Raw genomic sequence first — 23,633 nt, 5'->3', positions numbered from 1 at the left:
CGGTTGCTTGCCTACTTCTCGTCGGCGTCGGTGATGACAGCGTCAGCGTCACCGTGAGCTGCCGTGGCACCCTCGGAGGTTCCTTCAGTGGCTGCGTCCGTCTCGTCACCCTCGCCGAGGTCCTGGACCGTGGGGGCCATGACGTTGACGATGAGCGTCTCGGGATCGGTGAGCAGCGTGACTCCCTCGGGGAGCACGATGTCCGAGGCGTAGACGTGCTCGCCGATGTTGTGGCCCTCGATGCTGACGGTGAGGGTCTCGGGCAGGTGCGTTGCCTCTGCCTCGACGAGGACCGTATTGGTCTCGAGGTTCGAGACAACGTCCGGCAGGGTCTCGCCCTCGACGTGGATGGCGACGTCTACCTGGACCTTCTCGCCGCGGCGAACGGTCAGGAGGTCGAGGTGCTCGACGATCCGCTTGAGCTGGTTGCGCTGGATGTCCTTGACCAGGGCCAGGTGGTCCTCGCCGTTGATGTCCAGCGTGAGCAGCGCGTTGGGCGTGCGCACGGCGAGGGTGGTCGCCTTCGAGGGCAACAGGATGTGGATGGCTTCGGCGCCGTGGCCGTAGATGACCGCGGGGATCATGTTGGCGCGGCGGGCCTGGCGGGCAGCGCCCTTGCCGAACTCGGTGCGGACGTGTGCTGCGAGCTTCTGCTCGGACATGGTTTCTCCTGGACGTTGAGGCTCTCCGCGGTCTGCGCGAGCACTGGGACGTTGCCGGGGCGGAAGGAACACGCGAGTGGGGCAGTTGTCTAGAAACCAGTTGAGTCACTAGCCACCGTCGATCACGGAGTCCGACCGGAAATACTGCAATCCGGCCCGCTCCCTCGCCTAGGCATCGCATTCAATACTACAGGACCGCTCACTGTCGGCTGTCCCTTCAGCTGGGGCAGGCCATAATGGGGCAACTCCGCCGTCAGCCGTCCGGCTCATTCCTCGAAGGACTTCCGCTGAGTAGTGCGCCGGTTCGTTCCCGCAAGTACAGGGCCGTTGGCGCCGCGCTGTGCGCAGTTTGACTTCTAGCGGTCGCGTTCATTGTGCTGTGGCCGACGCCGGTGGACCGCGCTAGGGGCGGCAGCCTCCGTCGCGGGCTCGAGGTTCTACATGCGCACGGATTACCCCCCTTCGTTACGTATGGCTGCATAAAATTCGCCGCGAACGTCTTGATGTTCGTCCCACTGGGTCTGTTCTGGTTAATTTTGGCTCCTCGGGGTTGGCGCTGGGTGGCACCATTGGCGGGCCTGACCCTTTCGCTCTTAATCGAGGGGACACAGGCGCTCCTGCTGCCCCAGCGGGTCGCGACGCCGGATGATCTAATCGCAAATACTCTCGGGGCGATGGGCGGCACACTGGCAGCCTGGACGCTGTTGAGGCGTCACCGGAACGGGACGCCCTAGGTCCATCCACTGTTCAGCCCTTCCCAGCTTGCGCACATCGGAGGTCTGCCCGAACCCACTAACGTCGTCCGCGGATCATTCCTTCGGTGAGGAGCATCAGCATGCGCATATCCATCATCGGCTGCGTGTACCTCGGCGCGTCCATGCAGGGTGCATGGCGAAGCTGGGCCACGACATCGTCGGCATCGATGTCGACGCATGGAAGGTCGACGAACTGCAGGCCGGCAGAATTCCCTTTTTCGAGCCAGGCCTCCCCCAGCCCATCGAGGAAGTACTGGCGACAGGCCGATTGGAATTCAGCCCCAACACCGCCGATGCCAAGGGATCGCAGGTCCACTTCGTCTGCGTTGGGACGCCGCAGAGGAAGGGCGGGTATGCAGCGAACATGCGCCACGTCGTCTCCGCATTCGCCTCCCTGCTGGACTCCTTGAAACCGGGCAACGTGGTGGTCGGCAAATCCACGGTCCCGGTGAGCAGCGCGGCCCGACTGGCAGACGCACTTGTTCTGCTGACGAAATGGGACGAGTACAGGGCGCTTACGCCCGAGTACCTTGGAGGGCTCGTTCAAACCAAAAACATCTTCGACGAACGAAACATCTTCGACAGCGGGCTCTGGCGTGCGGCGGAATGGGCCTACAAGGGCATCGGCAGGCCTTGAAGTAATCGATCACTACCGTATCGCCGCACGTCGCTCCCCGGTTCGGCAACATCCGGCAGGTAGGCTCAGTGGAAAGTCACCTTCACTGCTACAGGCACTGGTGCGCGAGGTGCAGTCTAGAGAATAAGAGGACATGACAACGGACATGCCATTCCGCATTCTTGCCGTTTGCACAGGCAACATCTGCCGATCCCCCATGGTCGAGCGCCTGCTACGAAGCGGATTCGCCAGCATGGCGGCTGGCAGATTCGAAATCTCTAGCGCGGGCACGGGAGCACTAGTAGGTTCTCCGATCGACGCACAGGTAGCCGGCTTGGTCCGCGTCTTTGGCGGCGAAACCGACAAGTTTCACGCCAGGCAACTCGACAAAAGCGTTCTTCAGGGTCAAGACCTCGTCCTTACCCTTACCCGCGAGCACCGGAGCAGGGTGGTCGAGATGGCCCCGTCGCTCCTCCGGAAGACCTTTACTCTGCGCGAGTTTGCGCGCCTGATCAGCCCATTAGAGGGCGATGCATCATTGGATAGCCCTCACCGCTGGCGCGCGATTCTTCCAGCGGCTCAACGCAATCGTGCAATGCAGCCGACGGACGCAAGCAATGATGATGTGGTCGATCCCTACCGACGCCCGGACGAGGTTTACCAGCAGATGGTGCGTGAACTGGTGCCCGCGGTCCACACCCTGGTGCGCTGGGAGAACAGGCACAGGTGACCGCGGTGGGTGGCATACGAACAAAGGAAATCAGCAGGTTCGCGGGTCCGAAGGACCACCGCCAACGTGTATCGAGACGCGCCTGGGCAGGACCATCCGCTCAACGAAGAGTACTCTACTTTGACTCCGAACACTGATCGCGTTGAACAAGATGAATGGGGTATCAAGTGCGAATACTGTTCGTGACCACATACGACATGAGCGACCAAAGTCTAGGCGGCGCCAGCTGGGTTGATCGCCTACTTGTGACGCAGCTTCGGATCATGGGCGATTTACAAGTGATGACCATAGCTTCGAGCGATGTCGACAAGGACGTCCCGCTCGAAGTCTCGCGCAATATCGCCATGGCGGCTCGGACCCTGCAGCACATGCTCACCAAAGCAGAGCCTTACCAAGAAGCGAAATTTGTGTGGCATCGGAACTGGGCTGCAAAACGAAACCTCCTCATCGAAATGGCGTCACAAGCCGATTTAATTGTCTCCAGTCAATGGCCGGCTCTCCTCCTGACGAATGAAGCAGGTATTCGCCCGGACCTGCACTTTGCCCATAACGTAGATTGGGTGCTCTCAGAACTCTACGACCCCCTTCTGTTCCGCCTCCTGCAAAATGGTAAACGAATGAAGCTCCGCGAAATTGACCTTCTCGGCAATCCCTGCGCAGTCTTGGCCCTGTCAAAGAGTGACGTAGAAAGACTACGGTCAAACGGTATATTTGCTCACCATCTTGCGCTTGCGCCCGATGTTCTTGCAGGCCCTGCAACGCGGACCGGAAACCTCGGATTCATCGGGAAGATGTCTTGGCCGCCGAATAAGATGGCTGTCGACAACCTCCTAAACCGGGTACTTCCAGCTCTCAATGAGAAGAAAGAACAGCCCGCTGAAGTTGTTCTCGCCGGAAGAGGATCAGAAGCATATGCCCACCGACCGAATGTTCGAGCGCTCGGAATAGTCGACAGTGTCGATCACTTCTACAACTTAGTAGACCTCGTGGTCATACCCCGAACCGGAGAATCGACAGGCATAAGTGTGAAAATGCTTGAGGCCGCGAGTTACGGAAAGATGGTTGTAGCGCCAACGAAATTGATAACCGATGCCGGGCTTAGTCCATCGCGAGCAATTCCCGCCGACGATACAAATCAGATTGTCCGTAAAACAGATGCATGGTTGCGCGCGGATGCTAAGAACACCGGTCAACCCAAGCAGTCGAATTTATTCATAAACTCTGGCATGAAGACGCAGATTAAAGTCCTTCTAGGAGAACCCACCGTGAAAGGAAAAAGCGTCGGCCCAATAGCGAGCGTTTGGCGGGGCACTTTAGAAAGATGGATTCCTGACTTAGACAGCTTGATCAATCTTGCCTTCGACGGCAACGCCGGCGCTCGGGTTCAAACCGTTAACTTGCATCATATCTATTTGGCAATGAATCGAAGCGACTTCCGCCGCTCTATTGCTACCGCTGACTTCCTATCCGCAGATGGGTGGCCGATCGTGTCCAGCGTGAACCGCTCAAGCAGTCGACCAGTGCACCGAGTGACAGGGTCGGACTTCCTTGTTCGACTTCTATCGGACCCCCGGATCAAAAATACCAAAGTTGCAATAATTGGGGGCTCACAAACCTCCCATGAACTGATGGCTAGGCGCCTGTCAGAGGCAGGAGCAGCCTTGGTCTATAGCAACTTTGGCCGGAAAGAGGATTGGGACGTCGAAGAGATGACCAACGAACTGAGGAAGTCGAACCCGAGTATCACCTTGATAGCGGTAACGCCTCCTTTCGGAGACTTGATTGCCAACCGAATGAAGGAGTTTGACTCACCCGGATTTATGATAGGCATTGGCGGAGCGATCGAAATGCTTTTGGGGATACGCAAGAGGGCGCCTTTCGTGGTGCAGCGGATTCGACTCGAGTGGGCCTATAGACTTATTCAAGACCCGCGGCACCTCTTCAGGCGTTATGTCCTTCATTGCGGACCAGCATACCTTCGGCTGATATTACTTGTCCGGGAGACGAGACGTTATAGTGGGTAACTTCATGATCAACAAACGACTAATGCGCGCTACTCAGGCACATGCCGTCGGACGGCTGCGCGGTGCACTCGCTTTCCTTCCAACTGGGCGAATTCGCCTTGATGCCGGTTTTATTTATCGATTCCCAAAGCTGGATATATATGGAGATTTGATAATTGGAAAGCGATTTATCGTCATGTCAAGGATCGCCCCCGCAAGCTTCTCAGTGGCAGAGGGAGCGCGACTGCTAATCGCCGACGACGTTTTCATCAACCAAGGAACAAGAATTCACGCACAGGACAAGATCAGTATCGGAGCACGAACGGAAATTGCTGATTTCGTCGCCATATACGACACAAATTTTCATGCAGTCGCTCCTCTTGATCCAGTTATATGTTCTCCCGTTGCAATAGGTGACGATTGTTGGATTGGTGCCGGCGCGACAATATTGCCGGGCGTTACCCTGGGTCGAGGGTGCGTGGTCGCTGCAGGTTCAGTTGTGACTAAGAGCTTCGGGCAAGGGACGCTGGTCGGCGGTAACCCGGCTAAAGCCCTAAGAATATTTGAGGTTCCAGAATCCTTTCGCCGTAGAGGCGTCAACAGAAGTGAAGAAGACGTGGCCAGCCCACTGACCTCCACTGCCTCCGTAAAGACAGCCGAGAGTAAGAGTGCCTAGCGTGCACAAGCAACTAATACTTAGATCTTCGGGCCCGAGGCTAAGTACAACTGCAGGTTCGGGGCTAGGGATTCAGCCTAGGGTAGCGAATGGCCTCCAGAAACAGTCGATTCCTTTCTCCCTTCGTGTCCTAGCCGTATTACTCGCCCTAATCCCTCCAACATCGGGAACCCTGCGAGGATTGCTGCTGCCGGGACTCAAAGTTTCCGAAGTGATAATCGTCCTTGTAGCCGCTATCCTTCTGCTGAATTGGGGCGGCAAATGGAAAGTTGCAGATGGAGTGGGCCTCGCCCTTTTGTTCTTTGCTTTCACTTCCGTCGTACTTACACTGGTAAATTATATTGATCGGCCGGGTTTGACGAACGATGCTCCGATAGCAATGGAGCTTGCATCAATCCCCCAGTTTTTTCTACTTTACTTAGTTGCATTCGCCTTCGGTCAGCAGAACATCAGTCCTCTCATCGTTCTAAAGTGGAACCTAATTTTCGCTGCTGCAGTAAGCATAATCGCCCTGGCTCAACTTTTCGACGTAGGTTCGGTTCGCGCGGTACTAGCAACACTTACCGGCAACCAAGAGATTCTCAATCCCCTCGCATGGAAGACGTATCGTGCCTCGGGCACATTTGTTAGTTGGCACGCACTTGGGATGTACCTCGCTGTCACGCTTGCGTTCTCAATCGTCGCTCTGTTTAAAGGGTTCCTAAACCGGTCAGAACGAAATAAAACCCTTGCTCTTTCTATCATTGTTCTGTGTGGGCTACTTAGCGCACTGACTGCTACGCCGATCCTACTTGCCGGAGTTCTATTGGTTTTTTATAGCTTGCGCTCGAAGGGAATCCTGTACACTCCGGCATTCATCTTAATTAGCCTTGCTGTAGTACTTGCTACTCCCCTCGGCTCACTCTTTTCTGAGCGGTTAGATGCACAATTTTCGCATTCAGGGGAGGGCATTGACTGGCTACCGCAGACCATTTCATACCGCCTCATGGTCTGGAGAAACGATTATTTACCCATAATCGAAGAGAATCTGCTATCCGGTTACGGCCCTTTGGGCTCCTCAGACTCAGGGATATTTCGATACACCGAGTCGATGTATATAACTCTTCTGATGGCTGGGGGCGTGCCGCTTCTTCTTGCCTATTGCTGCTTTACGCTTGTCGCATTCTTCAAGCTGAGAAGTATCAGCAAAATCGAGGGGGAGAGCAGGGAGGCTTCCTCCATCCGAGAGATCTCCAGAGTCTTGGTTTTGGTAATTCTATTCTTGGCGGGAGCCCAGTTCCTTCACCCCTACCTGATTGACGCAGGTGGGTCGCAACTGATCTACCTGGCGCTCGGTCTCACCCTTGGGGCATGGCACCGTCAACACCGTTACGTTACTCCAGGCACGAAGAGCCCGTCTTCGGTAGCGATCGGGCGTCGAGACGGCGAGGACAACCTCCTTGTTTAGGCGCTGACCTCACGAGATCGGACAAAACAGTTCGGGATGTCATTCAGGTCTTAGCGCCATCCGTTCGTCTTTACACCGCTGATAGAGGTTTCCTGCCTCGGACTATAGGCAGGAGGGAGAGTCTCTCCGTAGATACTTAACTACTGTTTCGCTGCTGCGTAGGTGCTGTCTCGTCTTATCCAAAAAAGGAATATCCCGTGCAGAGCACTGACCCATAATCTGCTACGCAGCTATGGCTATTTCAACCGAGTCCCATTGCCTCAGCAACGAGTTACGATCAACTGCGCCGAGTGTTGACAGGTAAGGGGCCGGACGACGCCAAAGCGTCCCCCTTGCAATCGCGCTATTCTTCACAGATAGGCCATCCGAGCCTTCAGCCGACACTTGTTCGCCTATTGTGGCGTCGTCCGCATCCTCCACTCGGCCTTCTGCGCGATTGGTGACGCGGTTGCACAGGTCTGCCAACAAAGGTTTCGTGATACCGCTTTAGATTGACTTTTACGACCGTCGGCGTTGTCTCGCCAGGGAGTATTGTGAGGGGTCCGAGTACTGAGCCCTCAATCGTCGGCGATGTAGAAAGAGGGTATTTGCCGACCGAGTATAACTGAAACGGCGCACCTCTCGTTCTCCCGGCTACTTCCGCCCGGCTACTTCGCCAGGCGCAGCACAGCGTTGCAGAAGGCCATCCTGAAGACGCCCTCCCTCGCGCTGGCGTCATATCGGCGTGGCTCAATTCCAGTAGCTTCACGACAAAGAGCCGTAGGCTAGACGCGATATTTGGAAGGAAACGTGATACTTTCTTGCTCCAGCTTGGTGCGGTTCGTCGGCGCTGGAGCCTGCATCAGGCGTAAGGTCTTCTCCGCCTAACTACGAATAAGCTTCAGGGCGGGTTCGTACTTGACGAACCCGCCCTCAAATCGGCATTCGGTGTCCTATATCAGCTTAGATGGTGGCTAGTGCTAGCGATGATCGACATCTGGCAAGCCACAAATAATGATTCTTCGACATCGCCTTGCTTAGAATGAACTGACGGTTTATTTGAGCGAGACGCGATCATCAAAGAAATCTAGATACTCTAGATGATCTCCCATGATCGCTTTCTGACCCGCTCAATTGAAGGTTGCGAAGTCATTCACTTCTCGTCTGATCGAACGGGCGATCCGATGGCCGTTCCGCGAATAGCCAATGGCAATTAGAACAATGACATCCTCAGATGACTCGATTTGTGCAGTCTGTCGAAGCGCGTCCGACTGCGCGTTATTCATCGACCAATTGAGCATGCACGTAGAAAGACCTAAGCCGTGCAAGGCCCAGACTAAGGTCATCGCAAACAAACCACCATCTATCCAGCGCTGGTTCCTCTCAGAGGGACCTAGGAACATGCCACGCCTTACAGTAACAATAGCAACTGCCGGAATAAACGAACGAAAGCCAGAGTTCCCGTTCTGATGCCGCAGTATTCGCTCAACGTCGTCGCTACCGGTGTAGAAGTGAACGCGCGCAGCCTGGCGATTACACACGGACGGAGTGGCCGAGGCCAGCTGTGCCGCTTGGCGTAGCGTAGATTCAGTAATCGATTTTCGAGGATCGAAGTTCCTGACGCTGCGCCTTGAGTTGAAGAAATCGCTAAGGGCGCCTGCCGTCAGAGGTTCATATTGAGTATCCGCGAGCGGACTAATGCTTTCGTCGATCTCACCATGTAGGTTCCATTGATCGAGAGCGTCAACTGCCCTCCTCGCTTGTGATGCGTATGGCTCGTCGGTCGCGACCGGCAGCAGCCAGGTTAGTCTCGCTTTCACTCCAGCACCGAACGGGCGCTTTGGAGCGTGTAGAGCGAGGCCTTTTTCTACTCGGTGATAATCTTTTGTAACCTGAGCTTCGAGGTTATCTCCGCTAGTGTTCCTGCGGGAATTGCTGTCTCGCTCGCCACTGGTCCTTTGATAGCGCCATCCGTCAACGAGGAACTCGCGAAGGGCAATCGCTTCGTCAAGGAGGACCAGCACATCGGACTGCATTTTGATCGGCATGACGCTTTTGAGCGTCGTTTTCAATTTAGAAACGTTCATCAGTCCCCCGATTGATCCCGGGAAGCTCGCTCAATGATTCGTCTCCAAGCGGTCTTTGCCGAGTTAGTATGAAATTCTGCTGCGCAAGCTCGGTACAGCGGGCTACGCTGCTTTCTAGTTTGGCTTCCTGTTCTACTGACCAGGCTTCTATCCGGTCCGTAAGATAGTCTGCGAAGCCAGGTTTGGGATTTACCACAAATTCGGGAGACGCAAAAAGATCCATCAACCCTTCAACCTTCCCTTGCGTAGCAAGTACATACGCTGGCTTACCGGACCGGAGTGCCATGATCGCTAGGTGCATACGCCCGGTGACAACGGTATGGACCCTGCTTACAAGCCAGCTGACTTCTTGCGGGCTAAGTTGCCGGTCAACAAATAGGATATCGTCGTCCCATAGCCCCTCATTTTTGATCCGCCGGCTCACCCCCCGATCGTCGTCCCCAGTTCGGATGACGTGCGGAAGAACGATTACCGCCAGGCCTCGCAACCGCGCCCACCTGATAAGCCTCGAGTAGTCGTCATCCAAGTTGACGGTCCGATTGATTAATCCGGAGAAATTTAGAATGATAGTTGGGCGACTCTTTCTTGGTGCGAGCCATAGGGCAATATCTGCGGCCTCTGCAGCTTGGGTCGCTGCGAAAACCAAGTCTGCACCCTGTACAGCACGGTCGATACCGCGCTTGTGCATTCTCTGAAGCGAGATTGGGTCGCGGACAATGAGACGGGCGTGGACGCTCGCTTTTCTCATCGCCCGAACTACGAGCTCGTCGGCCGATTCTTTCCAGCTGAAGCCCAAAACTTGAGAAGGCACACCCACAATTCGAGCTAGGTTCAGCATTGAGATACGCAGCATCGATATACGGCGGGAATAGCCACCGTCCATAATGTCAGCTCCCACTACACTCAGTGTAGAGGATTGTACTAGGCATCGAAGTAAAATAATCCGCGCTCTAATGCGCCCAGCAACTGAGAAAAGTTGAGGTATTTCTAGGACTTGAACGCGATCTTGAGCGGTCGGTCTAATTGTCAGGTCACCAAGTCGGGCCAGCACGACGGTGACGGTGCCAGGAACGTTGTCGAGGAACGCGTCCAACATCGCTTGGTCTCCGATGTTGCCTCTGCCGAGTGGCGGTATCAACAAGTGTCCCTGGGCTTCGCTGTTCCGCCTTCCGTTGGACAACACGGCGAGGGGAACCCCCACGAGGACGTCCACGGCGCTTGATGCAGTTAGATACCAAGGCGATCCAACAACTCTTCCCGCAAGCTTCTTCAGTGTCTGTTTCATCGAACGTGACTCTACCTTCGACCGCTGTTACTGGTGGGACCTTGGCCGTGATGCGCATTCGGCCTATCGTGCGGCTCGAGGCAGGCGTTGGTGTGGTCTGGCAACCTCGCCGGGCCGCGTACGATATCCAGCGGCAGAGTTGTGCAAGTGGCGGCACGGGCCTCGTCTCAAGCGCGATCGCCGGCTGCTATTGGGCCGCAACTCACGGAAGCGCGTACTCGATCGATTCTCTTTAGAGACAAGGATGCAGTAGGTGTCTTCAAGGTTCAGGTTGTTAGGCTTTCTGACCTTGCCGTTGCTGTCGGCCCTCTCTCCTCTCATACTCCTACCGGTTGTGGCTCGTGTAGGAGGGGCCTCAGGCTGGGCCAGTTTTACAACAGCGCAAGCCATTGGGACAGCCGCTGGCGTGCTCATCTCGTATGGCTGGTACATCGTCGGTCCGCCTCGAATTGTAGCTTCTGCCCCAAGTGAACATGCAGCAATCTATTCAGAATCGCTCCGCTGCAAGCTTGCACTATCGGCCGTTTTACTACCTCTCGCTTCTGTCTTGGCCGCTCGTCTCGCCGCCGAGGGCTTCGGCCCCATAGCGGTCGCGACATGCATCGCCTCGGCTGTCTTATACGGCTTCACATTTACTTGGTATCAAGTCGGATTGGGAAACCCTAAGCCAATCGCACTGTATGAAACCCTCCCTCGTTTAGCAGGAACTTGCGTGGCTGTAGTGACAATCATTTGGAGCGGCGATCTTGTGCACTACGGCCTCATCATGACGGTAGTCAGTCTCACTTCCATTGCCATGTTCCATCGAAAAACTTTCCAGCGCACGTTCATTTTTCTCGAGCCTCCGGCACGTCCCCTAGTATCGGCGCTACGATTCGGCTTCCCTGCGGCGATCGTCGCGACGGTGAGCTTAGGTTTTAGCGCTCTCCCACTTCCCCTCGTTTCGGCAACACAATCGCTCGTTGAGACCGGTCAATTCGCATCGGCGCAGAAATTGTACGTTTATGGCTTGATTGTTGTTACCTCGACAATGGACGCGGTTCAGGCATGGGCATTAAAGGGCGACGCCGCGGATCGTGAAGCACGCACTGCGCGGGTATCGGTAGTTATGGGACTAGTAGGAATAGCTGGCGCCTTAGTGTTCGCCTTCGGAGGCACCGGTCTCACAACACTTTTATTCGGGAGCGAGGTGGCGGCTCACCGGGACGTCAACCTCGGATTCGCGCTTGCTTACCTCGCTAGCAGCATTGCGACTGTTGCTGTTCGACTTGTGCTAATACCCGAAGGTCTGTCGAAAATTGTGCTTCGCAACAATATCGTGGCGGTGGTGGGTGGTATAGCCCTCATGCTGGTTGGAGCGGCAACTCTAGGGATCGCTGGAGTGGGGCTAGGTTTGGGCACTGGTCAATGCGTTTACTGCGTGCTCAATTGGATGTCTGTTCGGGGTTACCGTCGCCGTTAGGCCCCAACATGCGCTACACGGCTCACTCCAACTCCGGCGTCAGATTTGTTGCAGGTGAAGGAGGGCCGACGAGCCTGCGCTCCTCCAGATGGGACATCACCTTTGAGCGTGGCGGAACCTCGCTCCAGGAGGCTTAGACTGTGACGGGACGTGTGGGTTCTCTACGCCGGCTGGTCCGACGATGTAAACATAAGCCAAACGTGTCTTGAGCGCGAGCGGCCTAGCTATAGGGAAGGCCGAAACGTTGGAGCTGAGTGACTACCTACGCATTCTGCGGCGCAGTTGGCTGCTGATCACTGTCTGTGCCGTCGTTGGCCTCCTAATAGGAGGCGCGGCGTCTCTCGCTATTCGGCCCACTTACACTGCCCAAACCAAGCTCTTCGTTGCGACGCAGAGTTCAGGCAGCGTGCAGGATCTGCAGCAGGGCAACACATTCACACAGGCTCGCGTTCAGTCATACGTAGAGACGGTGACAGAGCCGCTGGTGTTGCAACCCGTGGTCGAGTCGCTGGGACTCGAGATAACAGCAGAACAGCTGGCTGGAAAGGTTAGCGCCACTGCGGATCTAAATACGGTCATAATTTCGATTTCAGTAGAGGACACCTCTCCCGTCCAAGCTGCCGCAATCGCACAGGCCACTGCGGATAGCCTTGTGCAATCGGTCGGCAGCCTCGAGAGCCCCGCTGAGGGACGCAGCTCGCCTGTGAACTTGACGGTCATCACACCCGCGACTGCACCCTCGCAGCCCTCGGCCCCGAACACGCGTCTGAATCTCGCCCTGGGTCTGCTTGTTGGGCTCGCGCTCGGAGTTGGTGCGGCTGTGTTGCGCACAACGCTGGATACCCGGGTTCGTGGGGAATCTGACTTGCGCCGCATCAGCGACGCCCCTCTTCTTGGCGGCATTTCCTTTGATGTGGATGCACAGAAAAAGCCTCTGCTCACTCAAGCTCCGGCACAAAGTCCGCGCGCCGAGTCTTTCCGACAAATTCGCACCAATCTCCAGTTCGCCCACGTCAGCCACAAGTCCAAGGCTGTGCTGATCACTTCTTCGCTTCCTGGTGAGGGAAAGAGCACCACTGCAACCAACCTCGCCATCGCCATCGCTCAGTCCGGCCAGTCGGTAGTCCTAGTGGACGCAGACCTCCGGCGTCCGCGGGTGGACGAGTACCTTGGACTTGAACGCAACGCTGGCCTCACTACCGCACTCATCGGCCGAGCGGACGTCGAAGATCTCCTGCAGCCTTGGGGCACCGAGGAGCTCTACATCCTCACCGCTGGCCAGATTCCACCGAATCCGAGCGAGCTGCTTGGGTCAGATGCCATGAAGCAGTTGATCACTAAGCTTGAGCAGAAGTTTGATGCTGTAATCATCGACGCACCTCCACTGCTTCCTGTTACCGATGCCGCAGTTCTTGCGCAAGAAGTCGGTGGCGTGGTGCTGGTGGTGGGATCGTCCAAGGTGAGGCTACCCGACCTGCAAAAGGCGCTAGGAAATCTCAACATGGTGGACGCTGATTTGCTCGGCGTCGTGTTCAATCTGCTACCGAGCAAAGGCCCGGACGCCTATGCCTATAGTTACTATTCGTATGGCTCAACAGAGGCTTCCTCCATGAAGAAAGCGCCCGTGCGCGCGAGCGGTCCATCAAAAAACAATGGATCCGACTTCGATGAGCAAATTTTCGGCGTCCGGTCTCAGACAAGCAAGTAGCACGCCGGGCTTTCCGGCGCTGGGTTAGACTGTGTGGGGAACTGGTGTCGACGATAAAACAGAATGTCGGGTGGGCTCAGCGTTATGGCCGCAAATTAGCAATAGTAGATGCCGCAGTAGTCCTGTGGGCGACAGTCGGTGCGCTAATCATTCGGTTCGGAGTGCCTGAAACTGAGCGACTCAGTGCTCGTGGCCAGCCTTATGTAGTTTTGTCGCTTGTCCTTGCTGCTGGATGGTGGGCCGTGCTATCGCTGCGGGGCAGTCGCGAACCAACCGTCCTGGGACACGGCGCTGAGGAGTACAAGCGTGTCGTCAGCGCTTCTCTCATTCTCTTCGGCATCGTAGCCATCGTCAGCTACGCCCTTCAGCTCGATACTGCCCGAGGCTATGTTGGCGTCGCGCTTCCTGCCGGATTGATCATGCTTCTGCTCTCCCGCGTCATTGTGCGACGACTACTTCACATCGAACGTGCCCACGGCAAGAGTTCACTGCGTGTATTGGTCATCGGGAGCACAAGTGGGGTTCAGCATCTTTCCGACTCCCTCCGAGCTCAACCAATGGCCGGCTACATTCCCGTCGGCGCTTACCTACCCGGCGTAGAGACGGAAGGGAGTACGGCCCGAACTTTAGATCTACCCATTGTCGGAAGGGCAACCAATGCAGACGACATTGTTGCGGATATCAAGGTCTTCAGCCCCGATGCGGTCGCGCTTTCAAGCAGTATGCAACTGGCACCTGAGACCATCAGGGCGCTTGGATGGGCGCTTGCAGATCTGAATATCCGCCTCATTCTGGCTCCTGCGCTAACAGATGTCGCCGGGCCACGCATCCATACCCAGCCCGTAGCCGGTTTGCCCCTGATTCATGTCTCCACACCGAATCTTGAGAAAGGCCAGCGCTTCATCAAGCGCACCATGGACATTTTTGGTGCTGGAATCCTGATTGTTGCCTTCTCGCCTCTTCTCGCCCTGCTCGCGCTACTCGTACGGTTTGATTCACAGGGTCCGGTGCTGTTCCGCCAGGAACGGGTAGGCACAGCTGGTGAACACTTCAGAATGTTCAAGTTTCGATCTATGGTGGTAGACGCCGAATCGCGGCTGGAACAGCTCAGGGCGAACCACGAGGGCAACGAAGTCCTGTTCAAGTTGATAAACGATCCGCGGATCACACGGGTGGGTCGAGTGTTGCGTAAGTTCAGCCTTGACGAGTTGCCGCAGCTGTTCAATGTTCTCGGAGGTTCGATGTCCTTGGTTGGACCCCGGCCACCCTTAGCGGCAGAAGTCGAGCGCTATGACATTCGCGCCCACCGCCGACTCCTCGTTCGCCCGGGTATGACGGGATTGTGGCAGGTCAGCGGCCGGTCGCTGCTTTCCTGGGACGAGACGGTACGCCTCGATCTCTACTACGTTGAGAACTGGTCCTTCCTGGGCGACCTGACCATTCTGTTACGGACATTCAAGGCCGTGCTCGGACGCCACGGCGCCTTCTAATAGCCTCGCCACGCAAACTGATTAAGGATTCGCCCGAATGACTGACGGACACTCGACGAGCCCCGAGATGACACGAGCGGGCGCAGCGCAGACTCTTCGCCGACGATTTCGTACAACGAGGGGAGAGGGCGGAAATCGCATTCGCTTGCTGCTGGTGTTTGCCGCAGTTGCGTTGGTTCTGCTTGTCGCCGCGGGCGGTTGGCTCGCTCACCGCGCGCAGCAGGTCCGCAGCAACCTTGAAAGCAGCATGACTTTGCTGCCCGAGTTGCGGGCGGCTGTTGTCGATCGGGATACGGAGCGCGCTAGCGCGATGACAGCTCGATTGCAGGAGCACACGACCATGGCTCGAGCCGCAGGCGCGGATCCGCTGTGGAAAGCCGCTGGTCTCCTCCCCTTTGTTGGGCAGAACTTCAGCGCCGTTTCTGAGATGACGGTGTCTGCCGACGATGTCATCAGCCGAGCAGTCACACCCATGATCGATAAGTTTGCCACCTTGGACTGGGATTCGCTTATGCCCGTCGATGGGCGCATCGATACCGCTCCACTAGCAGAGATTGCACCGACGCTTTCTGCTGCCGCCAACACAGTGGAGCTGTCCTACGGTCGACTCGAGGGGCTCGATCAGTCAGAGTTGCTTCCGCAGATCGCGGGCCCATTGCAAGAGGCGGTCGAGGCCCTCGACGAGGTGCGAGGCCCCATCAGCAATGCCTCTCGCGCCAGCCATTTGCTGCCGTCCATGCTGGGCGCAGAGGGATTTCGCAACTATTTGGTGCTGGTGCAAAACAGTGCCGAGATCCGCGCGACAGGCGGCATCTCCGGTGCGCTGGCCGTTCTCACGGTCGAGGACGGGCGGATCTCCCTGACGGATCAGGGCAGCGCTTCCGAGCTGGGCAAGTTCGACCCACCCCTTGCAGCGGACCCGGAGCAGGAACAAATTTATTCCTCCCGCATGGCGTCGTTCATGCAGAGCGTCAACATCACGCCCGACTTCCCCACCGCCGCATCAACCGCCCAGCAGATGTGGGAAGACCGTCATCCGGAGTCCCGCATCGACGGAGTCATTGCGCTTGACCCCGTGGTCCTGGCGAACATCCTCTGGGCAACAGGACCGGTAGAGCTCGGTGACTTCGGCGATCCCGCTGTCGACGCGCTCCTCGCGGAAACGTCATTGCCGACTGCGCTCGACTCCACCAACGTGGTGCCGACCCTCCTGTCGGATGTGTATGCGCAGATCGAAGAGCCGGCGCTGCAGGACGAGTACTTCGCAGCTGTGGCCGGCAAGGTCTTCGGAGCGCTCACCGACGTGCAGGGCGACAGCACACAACTCATCGAGGCCCTGGTGACCAGTGCCGAGCAGGGCCGCCTGTACCTGTGGTCCGCCACCTCGGAGGAGCAGGACCTCCTGGCGGAGACCGACCTGGCGGGCGCCGCTCTTGGCCCTACAGTCGGCGGAGCCGCCTTCGGCGTGTATTTCAACGACGGCACCGGCGCGAAGATGGATTACTACGTTCGACGGACGGTGCAGCTCGTGAAAACCTGCCCGGGTGACGGCTACTCCCTGTATACCGTCAAGGTGACCCTGACGAATACGGCGCCGGCCGACGCTGCCACCAGCCTCCCTGAGTACGTCACCGGCGGCGGTGATTACGGAGTGGAACCCGGACGAGTGAAAACCAACACGGTCAGCTATGGCCCGGCGCAGTCCCTCCTGCAGCAAGCGAGGATCAACGGCGCCGATGTGCCCATCAGCTCCTTTGCCCACGGCAACCGGCCCGTCGGCATCCTCACCACAGAGCTCGGCCCCGGCGAGACCACCACTCTCGAGATGGACTTCTCGAAGGTGGTGCAGGACACCGAGCCGGTGGTCGACGTCACCCCCACTGTGCAGGACCCGGCGGACGTCCTCCTGCCGCCCGAGGGCCTGCAATCGTGCGGTTGATTCCGCGGGATTGAGGCTCCTGTGCTGGGCCGGGAGGTAAACAGTGTGTTACATCTCGGCCAGAAGCCTTCGTAGGCTTTCGCTACCTAGAGATCCTTGCTATTTTCTGAGTAGCCGAACTTCCTGATCCGCGTAGTACTTGGTCGCATTTCGAGTATCGTGACGTGTCCTATAAGGTGGCGGAAGTAGGCGCAGGGCATTTGGGGAACGAACGCCCGGTCACTTCACGTTTTTTCTCTCGTCTCAACACCTTTATGGGGAGCCCATCATGAACAAAATCGCCTCAGTCCTGGCCGTCGCCGGCACCCTGGCATTCCTTGGATCCGGTGCAGCGCAAGCCGCTCCCGTCTCTTCGCTTCGCTACGCCCCGGTGGAATCCGGCACCGTCAGCGATGGCACCATCGCTCCGGGCGAGTCCGTCGTCTTCGGTGGTGTCGATGGGTTCTTCGGTCCCTCCGAGCTCGTTACGATCACCGTCGACCGCACCGATGGCACGCCCTCCGCTGCTGGCTTTGGTGCCGGTGGAGCTGCCGCAGCACGTGGTGGTCTGATTATCCTGAACGCCGTCGTGCTCACCGACACCGTCACAACTAACGGAAACGGCAACTTCTCCTACCCGGTGACGCTTGAGGATGAAGGCGTTTACACGCTCACCGCGACGAACGCCGCGGGCAAGTCGATGTCGCAAACCGTCGTTGTCGACTCCGCTAACGCTGTCGGTGGCACCACCGGTACTTCCGGCGGATCGAAGTCGTCGGTCAAGGGCGGCCTCGCCAACACAGGTATGGATTCAGCAATGCTGCTCTGGGGCGCAGCCGGTATCGGCGCACTCGGCCTGGGCGCCGGCAGCATCGTGGTGGCTCGCCGCCGCTCCGCCGTAGCGTAATCCCCCGCAACATCCAGTACTGAGAAAGCCGGGCCGGAGCAACTGCTCCGGCCCGGCTTTTCTTGTCCTACATCTATGTGGCCTACATCAGGAGTCCCCTGTTAAACGGGAAGAGGCCAGCGGCAGCTGGGGACGGAGTCTTGGTCTCAGGAAGACTCCTATGCCGCTGGCCCCGATCCGGGACCCGCCATCATTCGGGTGAGGGCGCGAGCCCTGCTGTTGAAGCTTCATCGGTTCAACAAGTGCAACCCTACGCAAATCACAAGGACTGCTCACCAGTACTACCCACTCCAGTTTCACTGCACTACCACGGGGATGGATGGGTTCAACTACCTGTCCCCCCGCAGCGCCTACGTGCTCGGTCCTGACGAACGGTCAGCGGTCGTCGTCGTACGCTTCCATCTCGCCCGCCAGCTCGTCTCGCGCGGTGATGCCGAGCTTCCCGTAGATGCGGTACAGGTGCCCCTCCACCGTGCGCGTCGAGAGGACCAGCGCCCTCGCGATGGCACGGTTCGTCGCCCCGGCGGCGGCCAGCCTCGCGATCTCGCGTTCCCTGGAGGTCAGTTCGTGTGCGCTACGCAGGTCCCCCTCCTCTTGGGGCGGCAGGCCTTCGAGGAGGGACTGCCGGTGCCTCACGGCTCGCAGCGCCAGGCGCCGCAACCTGCTGTCGCCCTGCTGGTCGAACAGGCGCATGGCCCTGGCCGAAGCCGCCGCCGCGAGGGGGACCTTCTGCATGCGCTCCGCCTGGTCGGCAACCAGGAGCAGGGAATTGGCGTCGTCGTCGACCACTGCATGCGCGTAGCGGGAGAGGACCTGCGCCTCCGCGCCCTCGAACTGGTCCGCGAGCTCGGCCAGGCGCCAGGCCCGTGCCGTATCGCCGAGGACCAGGAGGAGTTCCAGGGTGTCCTTCTCGCAGGAGGGGTACGGAGCGGACTGCGCCGTCACGGCGACGCCCTCCAGACCGCTGAAGTTGCCGTCGGCTCCTCCCGTGCAGGCTGCGGCGAGGAACGCCCGCCCGAGCAGCAGCAGCGGGCGGCTACCGATGGAGGCCACCCCATCGAACTCCTGTTTATAGGCCCGCTTCGCGGGATAGTCCCCCAGTGAGTGTGCAGCCCAGGCTGCGACGCCCAGCGCGTACGGCAACAGCATCTCGCTGTCCACCTGACGCAGCGAGGCCAGGGCCGGCTGCAGGATGTGCAGTGCTGTCTGGAACCTCCCCCGGCGTACCTCGAGGACGGCCTCGAGCGCAGCCAGCGGACCGCTGAGGTAGTCCAGGCTCACCACGGGCCGCCGCCGGTACTCTTCGAGCGCATCGATGGCTACGGCGAACTCGCCGGTGTGGATCAGGGCGTTGACGTAGCGTGCGACGACGTGCGGGCGGAGATACTCGAGGTCCCCGTGCGAGCGGTTCACCGTGTCGAGCGCCGTCCTGATTTCCGCCAGCGCCGCGTCGGAGTGACCCAGACCGGCGTCGATCTCCCCCCGGAGCAGCAGGAGGAAGACCGGCAGTCGGGCGTCGGCCTCGGATACTGCTGCTGGGAGTTCGGCATCGACGGCGTCCACCGCGGTGCGGGCGACGGGGAATTCCCCTTCCAGGACCGACCCGAGCACGTGGAGCAGCCTCAGCGCATACGGCGCCGGCCCTGCGGCCGGCGTTGATGGGCCCGCGTCGTCACTCCCGGTGCCGGCCGAAGCCAGCTGCTCCATGCAGGCATCGGCGATCCCGTGGATGCCGCCCGGATCGTCGCCCCGCTGCACAGAGGCCAGAGCCTTGAGGGTAGCGGCGTCCGCTACGGTGGGTGGCCGGACAGCGCCGGACAGGACCTGATCGAGCAGGTCCACGGCAACGGCGTACTCACCGAGATTGACCCTGACCCGCGCCTCCTCCACGGCCCCGGCGTCGTCCTCTCCCCCGGCCCTGGCAGCGCTCGCGAACCGCAGGGCCGACTCCGGTTCGGACACGTGCGCCGCGGTGCGCGCCGCACCGAGAAGAACCGCGGACGGCACCATCACGCCGCAGTCGAGGGCCCAGTCGAGGTACTGCACCATGCCCTCGTGCAGGGCGGGCAGGACCACCTCGTCACCGAAGAGCAGATGCCGCAACTCGGCGCTCCGCCCGGCGGGCACGAGCGCCCGGATGACGCGCGCCAGGATGGGATGCGTGACCCGGACCGGACTCGTGGAGGAACCGAGGGTGCGCAGGAGCCCGCGCCGGAGGAGTTGCTGCGTCACGGCGTCCTCTTCGATGCCCGCGAGCTTCGCCTGGGTGATGCCGCCGCTGAGCGCGACGACCTCGTAGATGGTCCGCTCCTGCTCCGTCAGTCCCTGCAGCAGCGTCTTCGCCAGGTCCATCAGCTGGGGAACGGGCCGGTGGAAGCGCCCCGAGAGGCAGAACACCCCGTCGCGGTCGACCAGCTCAGCGGTGGCGGTGGCGTGATCGAGCAGCGCGCGCAGCATCAGGGGATTCCCGGCGCTCTGCCGCGCAAGGTAATGCTTTGCTCCCTGGGCCAGGCGCCCGCCCAGGATCGACTCGCAGAGTGTCTCCACCTCCGCATCGTTGAGCCCCTCAAGGTCAACCCGGCTGATGAATCCGTCCGTATAGAGGGAGAACAGGTCTCCCGAACGCGGCGGCATGCCATTGGAGAAGAGCACCACCTTGATGATGCGGGAGATCACGAGCTGGGTGAGGACATGGCTGCTGTCCTCGTCGAGGTAGTGGGCGTCATCGATGACGACGACGGCCTCCCGTCCCTCGGACGCCTGGCGGAAGAAGGCGACAAGCGCGCGCAGGGCGGGAAGGGAGGACTTGAGCGTCTGCGGCGTCGCATGCGTGAGGTAGGGGCCGAGGGATCCGTAGGGTACGTCTGCGAGGCTCGCGGACGCGCGGACCATGAAGACCTTCGTGTGCTGCGGATCGATGATGGACACGAGCCGCCGGGCGATCGCGCTCTTGCCCGTGCCGGCCTCGCCCACCACGAACGCGCCGTTCACATTCGGATTGGACAGTGTCCTGGCTATGGCGTCGATCGTGCTCTCGACGCCTACGAGGGGAACCCGACCGTCGTCGAGCATCATCAGAGCGGTGCCGGGAGAAGCTCCGCGAGCTGTGATCGCGAGGAGATGTGCAGCTTGGAGTAGATCTGGTACAGGTGGCCCTCGATGGTCCGGACGGACACGCACATGGACTCGGCGATCTCCCTGTTGGTGTAACCACCGACCGCCAGCTGGGCGATCTCCCCCTCACGCGGGGTGAGGCAGTCAGGCGGGGATGCGGGACCGCCGACACCCATCTCGCTGAGCACGCGCCGTGCCCTCTGCTGCACGTCGCGCACGGTGGATTTGTCACCGAGGGCGCGAGCTACGTTGAGGGCCGAGCGGGCTGCGTCACGACTGAATGCCTGGTCACCGACGGCCGCAGCCAGTTCCATGGCCTGCAGGATGACCTCGGCGTCACGACTGCCCACCCCCTTCGCGAACATCTCGCACAGGTGTCCGAAAGGACCCTGCACCCGCGCTGCCAGTTCGGACGATTCCGGCAGCGCCCCGCTGTTCCCGAGCCTGACCGAGCTCGTCAGGGCGGACAACCCGAAGAGCGAGGCACCGCGTTCCCTGTCGCTCCGTCCCAGCGCCTGCAACTGCTCTGCCGCTTCAGGTTTCGCCTCACGTAGCCCCAGGCTGAGCAGCTGCAGCTGGGTGGCCATCCGGCGCACCACCCAGGGCTCACCGGCTGCGGGTTCTGTGTCCCTCAGGAACGGGATCGCGGCCTTGATGTCATCCGCCATCGTGTAGCAAAACGCAATCGCGCTGGCCGCGAGCGGCAGCATCCGGTGCGGGTCGGCGACCCGCAGCTGGTCGAACGCCGGCCCCAGGACCACGAGCGCGTCCGCGGGCGTACCGTAGCGGCCGTGGGCGAGCCCTACCGCCAGTTGCACGGCGGAACCGTGGTAGATCGCCGCACTGTCCTTGCCGGTAAGGCGTAGCTCGCGGGAGCCCGGACCCCAGCAACCCGTTGCGCTGTAGACGGAAGCCAGGCGCAGGTACGCGATCTCCCTGGTTCGGTGGCTGATGTCCACCTCCCGCAGCCGGCCCGCGAGGGAATAGGCGAGTTGAAGCGCGTCCAGCTGGTTCTCCATCATCCCCCATGCCTCACACAGCAGCACGTCGCTGGAGATTCCCTGCTCGCTACTGAGGCGGATGGAGGATGCCTGCAGGGACAGCACGAGGTCCCGTGACTGGGCGAAGTTGCCCTGCAGGGACGCAACCTCCGCACGGACTATGACGATCTCGGCCTGGAGCCGGGCACGTTCGACGGCGTCGAGGCCGGCATCCGGCGCGAGTCGCTCCTCGGCGTCGACGAGAGTTTCCTCCACTCCGGCCTGGCCGAGGCGATTCCGCAGCGTGGCGTCTGCAAGGAGCAACGCTACGGCGTCCGTCACCGGCGCCTGGGCCATGAGCGGAGCAGCAGCCAGCACTGCGTCAGCAGCATCCGTGAAGCGGCCGATGAGGGTGAGCGCCCTGACCAGCTCGACTGCGGCTGCGGGCGACGACCGGTGCGCATCCTCCAGTTCGGCGTAGGCCGCGGCCTCCGAGTACCTTCCGGCGCGGTTGGCTGCCCGTGCGGCGGCAAGGGCGAGCGTGGCGGGTACCGGCCGGTGGCACCTCACCACCCACTCCGCATGTCGCTCGGGGTCGAGAAGGTGGCCGAACCCGGCGTCCTCGACCCAGCGCCCGTACAACTCGCCGGCACGCAGCGCGGAGAGAGACGCCGCCGTACCCGCGGCCATGACCGGATCCGTGAACTCCACGCACTCCTGCCTGCCGTGCCGCACGGCGAGCAGGCCGGCGGTCTGAAGGGCATCCACGTCGGTGCTGCTGGTGATCGCCTGCGCCACTGCAAGCGGCACCCGCCCTGCCAGCGCGGTGACGCGGGCTATGTCCTGCTGCGCGGCGGGCAGGTCCTGAAGGAGGAGCTGGGCCGCATCGATGATCTCGGTCGGCACGGGCGTGCTGCCCGGAAGGAGCACCCAGGAAGCGCCCTGCTGCACCAGCCGGCGTCCGCGCAGCGCACGTGTCGAGGCCTGCAGGAACCGCGCGTTGCCCCCACTCATCTCGTGCAGCAGGCGCAGTCCCTCGGAGCTCACGGGGCCCTCCAGCGCCGTCTCGACGAAGGCCCGGGCCTCCAGCGCGTTGAAGGGCTCCACGTCGAACCGCCTGAGCGAGCCGTCCCGCCACAGGGCTGCGAACAGGGGATCGGCCGCAGCGAAATCCTGGGCCGTCAGCAGCACGATGGCGGTCTCGCTGAGCACGAGTTGCCCGATCAGCGCAGCGGAGGACGGGTCGAGGTACTCGACGTTGTCGACGGCGAGAACCACCCGGCGGCCGCGCGCCTGCTGGTTGAGCAGGTCGGTCACGGCCCGGAGGACCATCACGGGATGCTCGACCACATCGGCCTCGAACTCCGACAGGAGGAAGTTCACCGGCCGGTACGCCTGGTGCCGGGACCCTTTCGACCCGCGGATGCGGAGGATGTAGTGGCTTTCCGCCCGAACTGACAGCACCTGCTGCATGACCGCGGTCTTGCCGACACCCGCGTGCCCCACGAGCACCGCACCGGCCGATCCTGCCGTTGCCAGCGCCTCCTCCACTGCGACGAGGAGGTCCTGCCGGCCCACGAAGGAGGGCGTATCGGGCAGGCGGTTCAGGTCGCCACCGCCTGATGCAGCACCAGTGCGAGACTGTGCAGTCGGTACGCTGAAGGCAGTCGCAGCCATGAGACCACTCCCTAGTTTCGAAGATCGAAGATCAAAGGTCGTTCGTCTTCGAGACTAGAAAGAGTTTCAGGAGCCTACACGAGTACCACTTACGGGAGTTCTACTCCACCTACTCGCATTTCACCCGAGTAGGTACC

Annotated in this window: 15 protein-coding genes and 1 pseudogene; 11 read left to right on the top strand and 5 right to left on the bottom strand. The window is 60.0% G+C overall.

The window, feature by feature from the left end:
* Positions 1–11 precede the first annotated feature (11 nt).
* Positions 12–662, bottom strand: a complete 651-nt coding sequence (locus RCH21_RS11955) for a 50S ribosomal protein L25/general stress protein Ctc (protein ID WP_326964544.1) — start codon at positions 660–662, stop codon at positions 12–14.
* Between the two features lie 368 nt (positions 663–1,030).
* On the opposite strand from RCH21_RS11955, the pseudogene RCH21_RS17190 reads away from it, so the two are divergent.
* The 6 genes and pseudogenes from RCH21_RS17190 to RCH21_RS11930 all read left to right on the top strand — a co-directional run.
* Positions 1,031–1,396: pseudogene (locus tag RCH21_RS17190) on the top strand (VanZ family protein); the annotation flags it as partial.
* A gap of 154 nt (positions 1,397–1,550) precedes the next feature.
* Positions 1,551–2,054 carry a hypothetical protein gene (locus RCH21_RS11950; protein ID WP_326964543.1) on the top strand — a complete coding sequence of 168 codons (504 nt, stop codon included), beginning with the start codon at positions 1,551–1,553 and terminating at the stop codon, positions 2,052–2,054.
* 133 nt (positions 2,055–2,187) lie between these two features.
* Positions 2,188–2,763, top strand: a complete 576-nt coding sequence (locus tag RCH21_RS11945; RefSeq protein ID WP_326964542.1) for an arsenate reductase/protein-tyrosine-phosphatase family protein — start codon at positions 2,188–2,190, stop codon at positions 2,761–2,763.
* 263 nt (positions 2,764–3,026) lie between these two features.
* Complete coding sequence (locus tag RCH21_RS11940; RefSeq protein ID WP_326964541.1) at positions 3,027–4,787, top strand: WecB/TagA/CpsF family glycosyltransferase; 1,761 nt, start codon at positions 3,027–3,029, stop codon at positions 4,785–4,787.
* A 4-nt stretch (positions 4,788–4,791) separates the two neighbouring features.
* Complete coding sequence (locus RCH21_RS11935) at positions 4,792–5,442, top strand: acyltransferase (protein ID WP_326964540.1); 651 nt, start codon at positions 4,792–4,794, stop codon at positions 5,440–5,442.
* 1 nt (position 5,443) lies between these two features.
* Positions 5,444–6,889 carry an O-antigen ligase family protein gene (locus tag RCH21_RS11930; protein ID WP_326964539.1) on the top strand — a complete coding sequence of 482 codons (1,446 nt, stop codon included), beginning with the start codon at positions 5,444–5,446 and terminating at the stop codon, positions 6,887–6,889.
* A gap of 1,109 nt (positions 6,890–7,998) precedes the next feature.
* On the opposite strand, the gene RCH21_RS11925 is transcribed toward RCH21_RS11930, so the two are convergent.
* Positions 7,999–8,955: a nitroreductase family protein gene (locus RCH21_RS11925; RefSeq protein ID WP_326964538.1), complete on the bottom strand. Its 957-nt coding sequence runs from the start codon at positions 8,953–8,955 to the stop codon at positions 7,999–8,001.
* Positions 8,942–10,240, bottom strand: a complete 1,299-nt coding sequence (locus RCH21_RS11920; RefSeq protein WP_326964537.1) for a polysaccharide pyruvyl transferase family protein — start codon at positions 10,238–10,240, stop codon at positions 8,942–8,944. The genes RCH21_RS11925 and RCH21_RS11920 overlap by 14 nt, the downstream gene beginning before the upstream one ends.
* Positions 10,241–10,952: 712 nt before the next feature.
* Here RCH21_RS11920 and RCH21_RS11915 point away from each other — a divergent pair.
* The 5 genes from RCH21_RS11915 to RCH21_RS11895 all read left to right on the top strand — a co-directional run bounded on the left by RCH21_RS11915 (position 10,953) and on the right by RCH21_RS11895 (position 17,725).
* A complete protein-coding gene (locus RCH21_RS11915; RefSeq protein WP_326964536.1) occupies positions 10,953–11,702 on the top strand; it encodes a lipopolysaccharide biosynthesis protein in 750 nt (249 codons plus the stop codon).
* Between the two features lie 244 nt (positions 11,703–11,946).
* Positions 11,947–13,410 carry a polysaccharide biosynthesis tyrosine autokinase gene (locus RCH21_RS11910; protein ID WP_326964535.1) on the top strand — a complete coding sequence of 488 codons (1,464 nt, stop codon included), beginning with the start codon at positions 11,947–11,949 and terminating at the stop codon, positions 13,408–13,410.
* 44 nt (positions 13,411–13,454) lie between these two features.
* Positions 13,455–14,900, top strand: coding sequence for a sugar transferase (locus RCH21_RS11905; RefSeq protein WP_326964534.1), 1,446 nt, complete (start codon positions 13,455–13,457; stop codon positions 14,898–14,900).
* 340 nt (positions 14,901–15,240) lie between these two features.
* Positions 15,241–16,839: a DUF4012 domain-containing protein gene (locus RCH21_RS11900; RefSeq protein ID WP_326964533.1), complete on the top strand. Its 1,599-nt coding sequence runs from the start codon at positions 15,241–15,243 to the stop codon at positions 16,837–16,839.
* 268 nt (positions 16,840–17,107) lie between these two features.
* Entirely contained in the window at positions 17,108–17,725 is a 618-nt protein-coding gene (locus RCH21_RS11895; protein ID WP_326964532.1) for an LPXTG cell wall anchor domain-containing protein, read from the top strand.
* Positions 17,726–18,100: 375 nt separating this feature from the next.
* On the opposite strand, the gene RCH21_RS11890 is transcribed toward RCH21_RS11895, so the two are convergent.
* The gene (locus tag RCH21_RS11890) at positions 18,101–20,800 is read right to left on the bottom strand and encodes a helix-turn-helix transcriptional regulator (protein WP_326964531.1); all 2,700 of its coding nucleotides are present in this window, start codon (positions 20,798–20,800) and stop codon (positions 18,101–18,103) included.
* Positions 20,800–23,496 (bottom strand): helix-turn-helix transcriptional regulator, encoded by a 2,697-nt coding sequence (locus RCH21_RS11885; RefSeq protein ID WP_326964530.1) that lies wholly within the window; start codon positions 23,494–23,496, stop codon positions 20,800–20,802. The genes RCH21_RS11890 and RCH21_RS11885 overlap by 1 nt, the downstream gene beginning before the upstream one ends.
* Between the last annotated feature and the right edge of the window lie 137 nt (positions 23,497–23,633).

This window comes from Arthrobacter sp. PL16, from assembly GCF_035985055.1.
Classification (GTDB): Bacteria; Actinomycetota; Actinomycetes; order Actinomycetales; family Micrococcaceae; genus Arthrobacter_D; species Arthrobacter_D cheniae.
Note: the sequence above shows the minus strand (reverse complement) of the source record. Positions and strands in the feature narration are given on the sequence as shown.